Origin of the sequence: Lentilactobacillus rapi DSM 19907 = JCM 15042 (genome assembly GCF_001436255.1) — a bacterium.
Taxonomy (GTDB): Bacteria; Bacillota; Bacilli; order Lactobacillales; family Lactobacillaceae; genus Lentilactobacillus; species Lentilactobacillus rapi.
Genome location: NZ_AZEI01000017.1, coordinates 15,946 through 29,186, shown reverse-complemented (window position 1 = coordinate 29,186; position 13,241 = coordinate 15,946). Strand labels below are relative to the sequence as shown.

At 45.8% G+C, this 13,241-nt stretch carries 16 protein-coding genes; all 16 read left to right on the top strand.

The annotated features are described in order from the left end of the window. The coding region (locus FD12_RS02720; RefSeq protein WP_056981545.1) for a DUF4355 domain-containing protein at positions 1–598 on the top strand (598 nt) is incomplete at its 5' end. 13 nt (positions 599–611) lie between these two features. Next, positions 612–989, top strand: coding sequence for a hypothetical protein (locus tag FD12_RS02715; protein ID WP_056981543.1), 378 nt, complete (start codon positions 612–614; stop codon positions 987–989). Between the two features lie 17 nt (positions 990–1,006). Continuing rightward, positions 1,007–2,134: a major capsid protein gene (locus FD12_RS02710; protein ID WP_054747988.1), complete on the top strand. Its 1,128-nt coding sequence runs from the start codon at positions 1,007–1,009 to the stop codon at positions 2,132–2,134. Next, positions 2,131–2,277 (top strand): hypothetical protein, encoded by a 147-nt coding sequence (locus FD12_RS14380; protein ID WP_082618000.1) that lies wholly within the window; start codon positions 2,131–2,133, stop codon positions 2,275–2,277. Before FD12_RS02710 ends, FD12_RS14380 begins: the two co-directional genes overlap by 4 nt. A 1-nt stretch (position 2,278) precedes the next feature. After that, positions 2,279–2,632 (top strand): DUF4054 domain-containing protein, encoded by a 354-nt coding sequence (locus FD12_RS02705; protein ID WP_054747986.1) that lies wholly within the window; start codon positions 2,279–2,281, stop codon positions 2,630–2,632. Further along, positions 2,629–3,141, top strand: a complete 513-nt coding sequence (locus FD12_RS02700) for a hypothetical protein (protein ID WP_054747984.1) — start codon at positions 2,629–2,631, stop codon at positions 3,139–3,141. The genes FD12_RS02705 and FD12_RS02700 overlap by 4 nt, the downstream gene beginning before the upstream one ends. 16 nt (positions 3,142–3,157) lie before the next feature. Next, positions 3,158–3,367 (top strand): hypothetical protein, encoded by a 210-nt coding sequence (locus FD12_RS02695; protein WP_054747982.1) that lies wholly within the window; start codon positions 3,158–3,160, stop codon positions 3,365–3,367. 15 nt (positions 3,368–3,382) lie between these two features. After that, a complete protein-coding gene (locus FD12_RS02690; protein ID WP_056981540.1) occupies positions 3,383–3,637 on the top strand; it encodes a hypothetical protein in 255 nt (84 codons plus the stop codon). Between the two features lie 18 nt (positions 3,638–3,655). Then, entirely contained in the window at positions 3,656–4,039 is a 384-nt protein-coding gene (locus FD12_RS02685) for a collagen-like protein (RefSeq protein ID WP_054747980.1), read from the top strand. 36 nt (positions 4,040–4,075) lie between these two features. Next, positions 4,076–4,462, top strand: coding sequence for a hypothetical protein (locus FD12_RS02680; RefSeq protein ID WP_054747978.1), 387 nt, complete (start codon positions 4,076–4,078; stop codon positions 4,460–4,462). Then, positions 4,446–4,934 (top strand): phage neck terminator protein, encoded by a 489-nt coding sequence (locus FD12_RS02675; protein ID WP_054747976.1) that lies wholly within the window; start codon positions 4,446–4,448, stop codon positions 4,932–4,934. The genes FD12_RS02680 and FD12_RS02675 overlap by 17 nt, the downstream gene beginning before the upstream one ends. Positions 4,935–4,946: 12 nt before the next feature. Further along, complete coding sequence (locus tag FD12_RS02670) at positions 4,947–6,113, top strand: hypothetical protein (protein WP_054747974.1); 1,167 nt, start codon at positions 4,947–4,949, stop codon at positions 6,111–6,113. An 18-nt stretch (positions 6,114–6,131) separates the two neighbouring features. Continuing rightward, the gene (locus FD12_RS02665; RefSeq protein ID WP_056981538.1) at positions 6,132–6,623 is read left to right on the top strand and encodes a hypothetical protein; all 492 of its coding nucleotides are present in this window, start codon (positions 6,132–6,134) and stop codon (positions 6,621–6,623) included. Between the two features lie 124 nt (positions 6,624–6,747). Beyond that, entirely contained in the window at positions 6,748–7,341 is a 594-nt protein-coding gene (locus FD12_RS02660; RefSeq protein ID WP_056981537.1) for a hypothetical protein, read from the top strand. A gap of 55 nt (positions 7,342–7,396) precedes the next feature. Further along, positions 7,397–7,576: a hypothetical protein gene (locus FD12_RS02655; protein WP_054747967.1), complete on the top strand. Its 180-nt coding sequence runs from the start codon at positions 7,397–7,399 to the stop codon at positions 7,574–7,576. 15 nt (positions 7,577–7,591) lie between these two features. Further along, positions 7,592–13,240 carry a phage tail tape measure protein gene (locus FD12_RS02650; RefSeq protein ID WP_056981535.1) on the top strand — a complete coding sequence of 1,883 codons (5,649 nt, stop codon included), beginning with the start codon at positions 7,592–7,594 and terminating at the stop codon, positions 13,238–13,240. Position 13,241: the final 1 nt, after the last annotated feature.

Genomic DNA, 13,241 nt, shown 5'->3' with positions numbered 1-13,241 from the left:
CGGAGGTACATCTACTCCACCAGCTGCAAGCCAAACTCAGACACCGAATGCTGGTGATAATAATGACTCGCACAAGGATAGCGACACTGACGGTAATCCCGGTGATAAACCGAAAGTTCCTGATGGCTACCACTCTGATGAGGAGGTCAACCAAATCATCAATGAGAAGTATGCCAAATGGAAGGCCAAGCAAGACGAAGCCGAGAAGATGGCCAAGATGGACACCGATCAAAAAACTCAGTACGAGCTTGAACAGGCCAAGAAAAAGAACGAAGAGTTGGAAGCTTACAGATCTAAGAACGAGATGACCAAAACAGCCAAAAAGATGGCTGATGAGGCGGGTGTCAGTCTGACTGATGATGATTTATCACATATCGTCACGACTGAAGCCGATTCCACCAAAGCTAATCTTGATTGGCTCAAAGGACTCAAAGACCGGATTTCTGAACAGGTAAAAAAGGATTATCTCAGTGGTAACGCTCCCAAAGCATCAGGCGAAAGTTTGAGTGGGAAGAAGAACAACTATGGTGCTCAACTTGCTAAGAAGACGGCTAAACCCGTTAAAAATCCATATTTCAACAATCAAGCAAAAAAATAAGGAGGTTTGATCCATGACATTAGTACAGAATTTCGATGGCCCAACCCAAGTGTTGGGCTTTATTGCTAACAAAGTCGCTTTAGGAGCCGTAATTGGTGATACAGGGGTGACCGCAGATGCAACAGGTAAAAAGATTATTCCTGCCGGTACACCGGTTGGTGGCGCAGATTCCACCTTAGATAATGAGCAAGCTGTTTTGACGGTCGTTAATGACGCCACAGCTCAAGGCGTCTTGGAGTTCCCAGTAGACGTTACTGCTGGCCAAAATGATGGCACTTTGATTGTTAACGGATATATCAATGCAAACCGTTTACCACAAGGCGTCACCATTTCTGACGACGTTAAAAAAGCCTTAGCTGGCAAAGTCGTGTTCTTCAAACGGAATAAATAAAGGAGGAATAAAACAATATGAGTACATTATTTGATGATGTCAATGCCACTAACATTGGCAGTTACTGGACAACCCTTTCTCAAAACAATGAACCATATCTTTGGGAAACATTGATGCCCATTCGTAAGCAATTAGCCTCAGATTTTAGCTTTTACAAAGGGACGTCAAACGCTCCTAAACCATTGAAGCCATCCGCATTTGGTGCTCAAGCTGTTATGCGTGAGCGTCAAGGCTTCCAAAAGCTCACTGAACATACTCGTTACTTCAAGGAAGGCAAGTATGTTGATGAAGCTTTGAGACAGCAATTAGTACGTTTGGGAGCCAATGGGACAGCCGAAGAAAAAGATATTATCAACAACCATATCTTTAACGATGCCGCTCAACTACTGACGGGTGCACATTTAACTCAAGAAATCCTGCGTAATCAAATTGTTCAAACCGGTAAGGTTAACTTCTTTGGCAATGGCCAAGTCATCAATGATATTGACTACGACATGAAAGCGACTCACAAGGTGGTTGCCAAAAAAGCATGGGGTGCTGACGGTGCCACACCATTTGACGATATTGATCAAGCACGCCAGGTTGTTGGCGCTGATTCTGACCAAACCATTACGCGAGCGGTTATGAATCTCTCAACATTCCGCACTCTTTTACAGGATCCCAACGTTAAAAGCTCAATGCTTTATGACAACGGTAAATTGGCGAATGTCACTATTCCCCAGTCGGAATTGTTGAACTTCTTGGTTGCCAACTATGGCTTAAACGTCCAGGTCTATGACAAACGTTATGTGGACATTGACGGTACCACGAAGAAGTGGATTCCAGACGGTCGGGTTATTTTCCTGCCAGATGGCCAACTTGGTGAAACGATTATGTCAACCACGCCTGAAGAAACTGACTTGCTTGGCAGTCAGGCTGCAGATGTCTCAATTGTTGATGGTGGCATTGCCATTTCAACCATGGTTTCAGCTGACCCGGTTAACAAGAAGATTAATATTTCTCAAGAAGTTATGCCTTCATTCCCACAGATTGACGGTATCTACATTCTTGATACTGCTGCTGTTCAAGCGCCTGAACCAACGAACCTGCAAGTGACTCCAACGGCTGATGGAGCAAACGTTTCGGCCGATCCAGCAAAAAAATAACATCGCTATCCGATGAGGGTAGCGCACCGGATGAAAGTTGGACAAATGCCGATATTCAGAACTATTTAGATCAGCACAATTTAGCTTACAAAACATCCGACACTAAAGCGCAATTATTGGCGCACGTAAAGGCAGGCGATTGATATGGATAACCAGCCAGACACAGATCAATATACGAAGCTGAAAGCCTTGTCGCCACGTTTCGTCAATGAATCTGACGAGGTGTTGGGAATCTGGATTGATTTAGCTACGCCGATTGTGGCAGGATATGGCTTTCCACCGGCACAAATTGAATACGCCACGCTGCTTTATGCGGCACACATTGGCACGCAATTGCTTAATACGCGTTCCAGTGGGGTGACCACTGAAACAATGGGACCACTCAGCCGATCGTTCTCAACTGATTCAGTGACCGATAAAGACGATCCATTTTTAGATCTATTTAATCGATTGCTGACACAGCTAGGACTTGGCAATAACGAGGTGTTGTTCTTTTGATTACGGAATACGACAAGTTTCCTAAAGCCATCGAGCAATTCGATATCCTGAACTCTTCAGAAATTCATATTGGCGTGCTTCACGACAAACATCTCCAGATGATTGCCATTGTCAATAATGACGGCGCCACGATTCGAGCCAAGAATGTTCCTTATCTAATGGTGCCCACGCTTGGTAAAGATGGTAAACGGGGATTTGTGAGGCTTAAAGAAGTTCACATTCCGCATCGACGGTTTATGGAGAAGACCAAGATGCATAACGAGCGGCGCTGGCTGTCGTATGCCCAGCAAGAAACCATGAAAATATTGGCTGGTGACATGACGGCTATGCATGCACTCCATTACCTTGGCAATTTGGCTACTGAACAAATGAAGACTGAAATTATCAAATTTGCAAATCCAGCCAATGCTCCCTTAACAATTGCGAATAAGGGCTTTAACGACCCATTGATTGACACCGGCGCCTTACGTGACTCAATCACATACCGAATCGTTCCAAAAACGATGTGAAAGGAGGTGTTAATTGATGGCTGATAGATTAAATGTCTATAAAAAAGACAATCTGAAGGCAGTTGTTGCTACTGGCGATGACTCTAACGGCGCTAAAGTCGTTGGGTTGTCTGCTGGCGCGAAGGTCGCTGATGGTGACTATGTTGCCACTCATACAGAGGATGGCAGAACTGAATCTGCTCCACAACCAGTGCCAGGTTGGAGTGTTAATGCCGCCAAATCATAGAAAGGAGCTTAATCAATGGCTTATGTCTTAAATATTTACCAAGGCAGTGCCGATAAGCCTTCTTTTGTTGGGACTGACATCAAAACCGCGGTAACTGGCTTAGCACCCGGAACGGTGGTAACGGCAGGAACCTACCAAGCCACTCACACCGATGACGCCGGGATTGAAACAGAATCCAAACGGGTCGATGTTCCTGGTTGGACTGTTCCTGGCGGTAATACCGGGTCAAGTACGGTTGGTAAAGCGGTTGTTGGTCAAGCTACGATCTAAAAAAGGAGGAAATTATAGATGGCAATTGCATGGAAAGATGGCGATACCATTACGGCTGACAAGCTGAATGGTTCGCAAGTAACTTTTTCTAGTACCGACGTTGAAACTGGTGCAACCACCACTCAACCTGACGGTGCTTTGACGTTAGACGTTAACGGAGATTTGTATCAAGCTGACGCAGGAAAACAAGATTTGCTGGTTTCCCTTAAAGGCTTGAAGGGAGACAAAGGTGACACTGGTGTTGCCGGTCCTGCTGGTGCGGTTGGCCCCGCTGGTAAAGATGGCTTAGGCGTCAAGTCTGGCACAATCAACGAAGATAAGAATGGCGCTGTTACCGGTGCCACCCTTACCATGTCTGATAATTCGACGGTTGACTTGACACTCAACAAGGCTACTAGCTAGTAGGACTGGTCGATACACAAGAAAGGGGGATAAGTGATGTTTGACTTTTCGGACATGATCCAGGAATTCGGGATTCCTCTCGAAATCAAAATGAAGAGTGGCAACGATGATGGACATTACGAGGCCGGCGAATATGTGCCTAATAGCGACATAGAAACGGTTAAGCAAGTCAACGAACCGCTAATCCCACCCGGCACCAATACCAATCCAGCAATGACAAACTCGCAACAGTCTGGCGGTCAAGTGAGCCTCTACGATTTGTATTGGTATTCGGAGCAAGCCAATGTGCCGATTAATACGATTGTTAAGGACGTCCGGACTGGTCGAGAGTACAAAGTTGCTGAAGCTAGTGATTACACGGGTTACTCAAGTATCACAATCTATGGACTAAAGGCGGTGGTAACAAATGGACAAACCCTTTGATAAGAAAGCGTTCATGACAGATGTAATCAATTTAATCAAACAAAAAACGGGTATTGATTGTTACGCGTCCGATAATCCGGGCTCACAGCAAGCGTATCCGTTTTTTACGTTTGAATTTATTGACTCACACATTCCACTGCCAATTACTGACAATTTGGACTTTGAAGTTTTTGAAATGGCAATGCACTTCGATTGCCACTCCCAAAGTATGTATGAAGCGGACATGGGGGCCAATCAGCTGAGTAAGCTCATGCGCTCTCAAGCGATGTACATGCTTGGCGTTCAGGATAACTTCTACGTGATTGACGTTGACAGTGTTGAGAACACAGACAACCAAATCTCCATCCAAGTTGAGCACAAGTCCGGTTTCCAAGTGAACTTTCGCTGTCAAGATGCCTTTCAAGACGACGTTACGACGCTTGGGGACATTGAGCTTAACGGCTCACAATTTCCCAAAACTAAAAATAAATAAGGAGGGATTAAATTGGCTTTAATTCCAAAGATTACCGATGTGTATGTCACTTTAGACATTACACATCCACAAACCACGGTCGGACTTAAAAATCCGGCCATTTTTGTTAAGGGCGATTCCGAGAATTACAAGGAATATCAAACCCTTGACGCCTTGGAAGCTGATTATGACGCAACTACGTCAGTTTACCGTAAGGCGCAGACCATTTTTGACCAAGCTGACTATCCAGAATTGGTTGCCGTGGTCACTTTTGCCGGTGATTCACCTGCTCCAGTGCCAACCAGCGCCCCAGCACCAACCAACTTGAAGGCGACTCCAACTGATGACGGTGCAGTGATTACCGCTGACCCAGTTTCTGCCGACGATGGTGGGGATCCAAATGCTATCCCGGCATCTGGTACAGGTAAAGCAGCTGCTGACTACTTCTACAACAACTGGGAGTTTGCAATGCTCGCTGACTATAACCAGGCTGATGCTTTGGCTTTAGCTGACATTATCGAACATGGCGGTTATGACGGCAAAGGCTTCCACATCTTCTTCCAGCAATTTGATGCGGACAACGCTGATGATGCAGCTAAGTTCAACGGCTATTCACGGACCTTCTGCTTCTATCACACAGATAGCAGCGAAGATTATGCGGCCGCCTTAGCTGCCCAAGGTGCTAACCAAGATTTGATCGGTCAAGTTTCTTGGAAGTTTGTTAGTGACCTTATTGACGTGACTCCAGAAGCTTTGACGGCTTCACAAATCATTGCCCTAGAAAAGAAAGGGTTCATCTTGTACGTCCACAAGGGTAATAACAACAACCAAACTGACGACAAGAATGTTGCCGGTATGTACGTCGATACAGTTCACGGCATGGATTTCGTTAAGTCCAATGTCGAAACCAACCTGCAAAATACTCTCAATACTGCCGGCAAGGTGCCATTTGATGCCAAAGGTTTGGGCATGATCGATGCTTCACTTGATGGTTCAATGTCAACCGCCTACAGCCAGCAGATTATTGCCACCAGCTTGGATACCGGCAAGCCAATGTACCACACCCATGTTCCTCAGCTTAACGAGATTCGAATTACCGATTGGGTAAATCGTAATTTGAAAGGCGTCAAGTTTGATTACACGCCATCTAGCGCTGTTAACGAAGTTCACGTTAATGGTGATGTTGCTGAAGCAGTCTAATAAGGAGGCGAATAGCTTATGGCAAGTGCTGCAAGTTCTGTTGATAACTTTACCGGTACCGACTCCATTCCATTGGGTGAAGGCCGGAAGATGTCCCTATATAAAGCAAAAAACGTATCGATTACCATCACCCGGTTACTAACTGATGGATCTACACACATCTTACGTAACTTCCAAGATGGTGATATGGCACAGACATCTAAGACTAACAACAAGGTCGATGCAATGACTGACGCTCAGGCCAGCCCAGCTGGCTCAGTTACCTATGATTCTTTAGGTACCGTCACAATTACCGTGCAACAAGGTTCCGAAACCAACAACTTACTCAGTGACCTTTATAACCAGGATGAAGTATTCAGCTTCCATCTGGCTTACGGCCAAGAAGTAAGTGGTGGCGACCATTGCATGATTCAAAAAGCACCTGATGCCGCCTTCGGTAAGGCTGTACCAACCCGTGCTTGGACGATCCAGATTTTCGACTACAAGTATGATGGTAACCATGCTTCCTAGTCACAACTAAATAGAATTTATGCAATGGCCGCTTTGCGGTCTTTTATTTTGCACAAAATTCGGGGCTGGCAAGGGTTCGACTCCTTTGCGAGTCATTACCAAATAAATTTAAGGAGATTTTCACATGACTGAAACTACTGCTAAAAAAACAACTACCAAAAAGGCACCAAAGGAAATGAATAAGGTATCTAAGCAAGAGACATTCACGTCTAAGTCTGGTCACAAGTACATCTTTAGTTATCCAGGAACTTTCTTCGTGCAAAAGAATGTTATTGATGTGGCCACTCTGCCAAACGGCACTCGTTCCGATCCTTTATATGATGAAGCCATTTTCCAACACATTTTGGAAGGCGATTACGATTGGGCATACTTCGATAAGCTCGTTCCTGAATCAGTTAAATCAGACTCAATCCAAGTTGAAGACTTTGATGGCAAAAAAGTTACTTATGATTTCAAGTTCCCAGGTTTTGAGAAATTTGAGAATTTAGTCGAAAATTCAACCGCCATTACGGGTCAAATCGTTTTTAGTGAATACTACAAAGGCTTGATGAAAGATGTCATCACTAACGATGTCAACTTCGCTTATTGGGATCACCATGACGGCTACTCGGTTGTGATGAATCAAGCCGATCGCTTCATGGGCCAATTAGTTTATGATTCAGAATTTAAAGAGGTTTTAGATGCTGCAAAGGACTTTTTGAGCCGGATGTTTCGCTAATCCTTTCAAAGATCATTCACAACTAAAAGATGCGGTTAAAGACGAGTTGGGTTATTTGCGGCCCGTCTTTTTTGGCATGGCCTCAATGGAACAAGTCAGACGAATGGATTCACGGCAGCTCAATGTCATGAATGAGGCGATTATCCAACTCGAAGATGAGCAGGCGATTGCCAATGCCAACCGAATTGCCGATGTGATTGCACCAATGCTGGGTATTGATCCTGATGATTCATAGAAGGGAGGTTAATTGATGGCTGATTCACGAAAATCATATATCGAACTGGCTTGGAAGGTTGATACCAGCGAATTGCATCGGGCTGAAGCACTTACTGACAAATCAATTCGTCAGCAAGAGGAAAAAGCGCGTAAAGCGGGTCAAACCGCTAACAATGAGAGCAAAGTTACTCATGAAGTTGATCAACAAAATAATGCTCAAGAAAAAGTTAACCAACAGCTCCAAAAGGGCAATACCGAGTTAAACCGCTCTGATCAGCTGAGTAAAAAAGTTGGGACAAGCTACAGCCAGCATGTGCAACGAGTCAAAGAATCTGCTCAGCATATGCAACGGTTAGGCAATTCAATGCAAAGTGTTGGCCGTGCGGCTTCGGTAGTTTCCCTTGGAATCGGCGCCGGCTTTGCTTATTCGTCCAAAAAGGCAATGGAACTTCAGAACCAGTACAAGACCATTACCAACTTGGCTCACTACGGTGGTGAGCGGATGGCTGAAGCTCAACGCAATGTTAACCGAATGCAAAACGATGGTACTAAATATTCAGAGAAGTATGGCGTTGCCCAAAAGCAAATCTCATCTGGATATGAAGAACTGATTAGACGTGGTTACACATCAAATCAAGCTCTAGCCGCTCAAAAGACCTTCTTACAGGGTTCAATCGCTTCTGGCGATGAATATTCCGATGTTGTTCACAATGCCACGGCGGCTATTGAAGCCTTTGGCCTCCGTTCAAATAACACGGCTACTATGACGAAGAATACCAAGGAAGCCGTAAACCAGATGGCCTACGCTGCCGATTTGACGGCGACTGACTTCAAAGGCATGGGTAACGGCTTGCAATACGTTGGCTCGATTGCTCATGGCGCTAATCAGTCACTTTCTGAAACCGCTTCAGCGTTAGGTATCTTAAGTAACAATGGCCAAGAAGCCAGCGTTGCCGGAACTGGATTACGGCAGGTTTTAAGTCGGTTAACTAATCCCCCGGTTAAAGGTAAGTATGTCACGGCCATGAAGCAGTTGGGACTAACAGCCGACGACTTCAAAGATGCCAAGGGCAACCTACTAAGCCTGCAAGATATTTTCCAGAAATTAAATAGCACGATGGACAAGAAGGGCTTGAATGGTACAGCTCGAACGTCTGTCTATGGTGCGTTGTTCGGCCAAACTGGGATGACGACGGCCACTATTTTGGGCAAGAATGTCAGCCAACTCAAGTCATTAAATAATCAGGTTGATCGTGCTCAAAATATGAAGGGTGGCGGCTATATCGCCCAACTCTCCGGTAAGAACATGCAGACGGCTCAAAACCAATGGCGACGCTTCAAAGAAACTGCTACGGCAATTGGGGTTGAGATGTCTAAGACACTCTTGCCTGCTGCACAATCTATTTTGGAAAAAGCAGCGGATATTGGTGCTAAATTCAGCGATTTACCAAAGCCGATTAAGTCACTGGTGTCATATTTAACGCTGGCGACAGCGGCTGCTGGGCCACTGTTACTGGGTGCTGGTAAGCTTGTCAGCGCGGTTGGTGTCTTGAAGGCTACCAACCTGGGTTCCAACCTATTTAATCTAGGCTTTAGTGGTAAAGGTGCTCCAGTCAAAGGCACTGGCATCAACGCGGCCTCGGCAGCAAGTGCGGTGCCAACTTCTCGACTGGGTTCCGCTTTGAATGTAGGTAAATCCATGGCCAAGGGTTATGGGTATTTTGAACTTGCTAGTCAAGGTATTCAATTCGGTCAAAACGCTGTCAACGTCATGTCGAAAGGCATTAATAGTGATTCTGGGATGCACTCCGCTTTACAAGGTGGAGGTCAGCTCTTAGGTGCTGGAATCGGTATGTATCTCGGCGGTCCAGCCGGTGCTGGAATCGGTGCTCAAATTGGTGGTTCAATCTCCAAGTATATTGGGGACGCTTCCGAAAAAGTCGTTAAGCAAAACCAAAAATGGTCTGATAATCCCAAACACGGTGTTGATAAAGGTTCAACCTTTATTCCGAACGTTGGTTGGAGTTTTGATCCACGACATCTGACCTCACAAAATGGCAGAGAATCAGCAAGACATTCTGCTTATCAAGCAACTTCAGCAAGCCGTGCCGATAGTTCAATGGCCATGGCTAATGTCGATGGTGCAACTCAAGGTTATATTAAACGGGTCACTAAGCTTGAACAAAACGCTAATGCTGAATGGGCTAACTCGACTGGTAAAGCATCAAAAAAGGTCAAGCAGACGTACGACTCTTTGTATAGCGCTGCTGCTAGTTATGCTAACAAACGATTAAGCACCGATAAGAAAAATTACAATTACCTGCAAAAAGAGGGCTTACTAAGCGCTAATCAGGCTCAGAGTTCCTATAACAAAGAGAAATCTGGTATTCAAGACCGATTAGCTAACCTTCGTAAGAATATCGATCAATTAGTTCGAACCGATAAGGATGGCGGATCAAAACGAGTTGCTGCCATCTCACGAGTTAATCGACAAATACTCAGCCTAACTGATCAAGGAACACAAAAACAAAAGGCTTTGTTGCGGAGCATGAATCGGCAAACGACTCATCTAACCACTCAGCAATACGCTCACGTAATTACGTCGAGCCGCCGGGCTTATGACGAAACAGTCAAAGATGCACGTAAGACATACAGTTCAACCGTCAGTTATGCCAATGCACGCTATAACAAAGAAGTTTCGGCTGCTAAGAAAGTTAAGGGTATCAGTGCCAGCCAACGAGCTTCGATTATCAATAACGCTGAAAAGCAACGCTCCAGCACAATCAGTAAAGCTCACTCACAATACACGGATACGGTTTCTTGGGCTGAAAAGCAACGTCTTAGAGTGGTTGCAGCAGCCAAAAAAGAAGCTGGTGAAGCGGCCAATGCATTTAGTACTGCCGCCAAGTACATTGGTAGCAGCATTCCTGCTCTCATCACTTCTAACGTCAAGGCTGGATTGCAGTCGGTCTCAAAGCAGTTTAAATCAAGCGATTTAACACAATCTACATCATCGGGATTGCAGCGTCAGAATACAGTTTTAAGGAACCTAGATAAAGGATCTCGTGCACCGGGTGCAACAAAGCCGTCGAAGCCGAAATTGCCAGGGAATGTCTTTAGCGGTCATGCCACAGGCGGTCCTATCAGTCATACTGGGGCGGCAGTTGTTGGTGAAAATGGTGTTGAGATGGCTTACAACGCCCGCACCGGTCAGTATCGGCTACTGGGTACCAACGGGCCATCGGTTGAACATCTTCAGGCTGGTTGGCATGTTATCAACGCTAAAGATACCCGTAAGTTACTCAATGGTGGCTTAGGCCGCGGCATTACGCTTCAAGGCTATGCTAAAGGAACTACCAAGCCAAAGAAGGCTAAGACTCGTGTCAGCGCCAATATCGGCGGTGTTGACTTGTCAGGAACTGAAAATGAGACGCGAAAGTCTATGCGCCGCATTGGTAATGATGTCGTTGGTGGCTATGACATGGCAACCAAGCAATCCAAGTCTAAACTCAATAAGTTTGGCAAAGATGCTGGCAAGAAATGGCAAGAAATTCACGGTGATACTTCCAAAGAAACCCAGAAGATGCAAAAGGATACCGTCGGGAACTATGATGATCTCCAAAAGCATTCAATGGTTCAAGTTAACCAGTTAAATCGGCAATCAAATAGTAAATTCCGTGATATTCGTGGCGACACTAAGAAACTTACTCAAGAGCTTCAACGAAATACCGTTGGCGACTTTGATGATATGCAAAAGGGTGCCAATGACCAAATGGCACAAATGCATAAACAAGTCGTTGGTAAAGCTCAAGATACCGCGAGTGATTTTGGTTCTGCCATGGGGCATATGGATAACTACGCTCATGGCGCAATGTCCAATGCAATTGGTCAATTGAACAAAGGGTTTAGCTCGTTAAATGGTGTCTTCAGCCAGTTTGGCGGTAACAAATCTACTTTAAAACTGGCGAAGTATGCTACTGGAACTGGACCACTTGACCATGACCAAGTAGCAGTGGTCAATGATTCCAAGACTGGCCCACATCAGGAGCTTGTCATTCGTGGTAATCACATGCTGATGCCACAGGGTCACGACGTAATTACCCCGCTTCGAAAGGGCGATGAGGTGGTTAATGGTCATGATGTTGCTGATGCTCAAAACGCTGGATTATTACCGCACTTTGCTAAAGGAACTGGTCATAGCGCTTTAAAGAAACTAATTAAAGCTAATGATGCCCATCCAGCTAAAGAGTTTTCAAAAGACTTTCTCAGCAAGATTGATCCAAGTGGTGCAGCTATGCAGAAGGCTTCAGATAGCTTAGCCAAAAGGGCTGCAAACTCACTTGGTGACAAGTGGAGTGGTGCTGCTTGGGGCGCATTATCAAATGCCATGAGTAGTGGCGGCTCTGGCGCCGGTGGCAATTGGCGCCATACACCAGGATTGGCTGAGACTAACGGCTTTGGTGCATCTCGTTCCTTTGGTAGCCATGATGGTGTTGATTTTTCTGGGCCGATGGGCTCATCAATCCTCGCTGTCCATGGTGGGAAAGTTACCCGTGTCGGTAATCCGGTTTGGGGTAAATCTGCTTTAGGTGACGTCATCACGGTGGCTTCTGACGATGGCTGGCAGGAAATCTACCAAGAATTTGGTGGCATGAACAATATCAAAGTTTCCAAAGGCGATATTGTCAAGACTGGTCAGCGGATTGCAACTCTAGGTGCTCTAAATGGTGCTGGGAGTGGTTCCCACGTTCATATTGGGGTTGCTCATGGTTCCCTATGGGATCACGGCGGTTCTAATACCCATGGTTGGTACGATGTTACGAAAATGCACGGTCATGATAATGGCACGCCTAAGAGCAACAAGTCAGATAAGAAGTCAGGCTTAGACAAGCTCGTTTCTAAGCAATTTGCTAGTCAAATCAAGTGGGTTGGCAAAAACTTACAAGATAGTTTTGGTGATCTGAGTGGGTTTGGCTTATCAGGTGGTTTAGCTAGTCGTGCTCGGACTTTAGCCAAGGCGATCAAGCAGTTGTATCCATCTGCTACTGATGCCGGGATTGCGGCGGTTTTAGGTAACTGGGAGTTTGAATCCGGTTTGAATCCAGCAGCCATCAATCCTGGCGGTGGTGCCAGTGGGCTTGGACAGTGGTTAGGCGGTCGGAAGACCAGCTTAATCAACTTTGCCCATCGTCATGGTAAAAACTGGCATTCAGCTGCCGCTCAATTGGAATACGCACTGGAAGGTGACGGATCTGATAGTTCGCTGTTACGAAGTATTTTGCGCGGACATGGATCGGTTGCTTCATTAGCATCACGGTTCTCAACTGGTTGGGAGCGCGGTGGTTATACCGCCCAACATGTCAACGGTGCGAAAAAAGTAGCGGCTGCTTTAGGCTATGCCAAAGGTGGCCGACCAGCCGTCGGCCAATCCGTTCTCGTTGGTGAGAATGGGCCGGAATTAGCCCGTTTTGACCAGCCAGTCAAGGTTTACTCCAACAAGCAAACTAAGAATATGGCTGGAGTGGCCACTGCTAAGCGGTCACCGGTCACTATTAATCTGAAAGTCAACGTTAAAGCCGATACCGAAGCCGGCGGCCGTAAAGCTGGTAAAGCAGTTGGCAAGCAAGTTCGCGATATCTTACGCAGTCTGTTTGATAACGAACTAGATAACGCTGAATATTAGG

Excerpts from the sequence above, each read along its gene's own strand:
- FD12_RS02715 (WP_056981543.1), top strand. The coding sequence starts at position 612 with ATGACATTAGTACAGAATTTCGATGGCCCAACCCAAGTGTTGGGCTTT.
- FD12_RS02710 (WP_054747988.1), top strand. The coding sequence starts at position 1,007 with ATGAGTACATTATTTGATGATGTCAATGCCACTAACATTGGCAGTTAC.
- FD12_RS02705 (WP_054747986.1), top strand. The coding sequence starts at position 2,279 with ATGGATAACCAGCCAGACACAGATCAATATACGAAGCTGAAAGCCTTG.
- FD12_RS02695 (WP_054747982.1), top strand. The coding sequence starts at position 3,158 with ATGGCTGATAGATTAAATGTCTATAAAAAAGACAATCTGAAGGCAGTT.
- FD12_RS02690 (WP_056981540.1), top strand. The coding sequence starts at position 3,383 with ATGGCTTATGTCTTAAATATTTACCAAGGCAGTGCCGATAAGCCTTCT.
- FD12_RS02685 (WP_054747980.1), top strand. The coding sequence starts at position 3,656 with ATGGCAATTGCATGGAAAGATGGCGATACCATTACGGCTGACAAGCTG.
- FD12_RS02680 (WP_054747978.1), top strand. The coding sequence starts at position 4,076 with ATGTTTGACTTTTCGGACATGATCCAGGAATTCGGGATTCCTCTCGAA.
- FD12_RS02675 (WP_054747976.1), top strand. The coding sequence starts at position 4,446 with ATGGACAAACCCTTTGATAAGAAAGCGTTCATGACAGATGTAATCAAT.
- FD12_RS02665 (WP_056981538.1), top strand. The coding sequence starts at position 6,132 with ATGGCAAGTGCTGCAAGTTCTGTTGATAACTTTACCGGTACCGACTCC.
- FD12_RS02660 (WP_056981537.1), top strand. The coding sequence starts at position 6,748 with ATGACTGAAACTACTGCTAAAAAAACAACTACCAAAAAGGCACCAAAG.
- FD12_RS02650 (WP_056981535.1), top strand. The coding sequence starts at position 7,592 with ATGGCTGATTCACGAAAATCATATATCGAACTGGCTTGGAAGGTTGAT.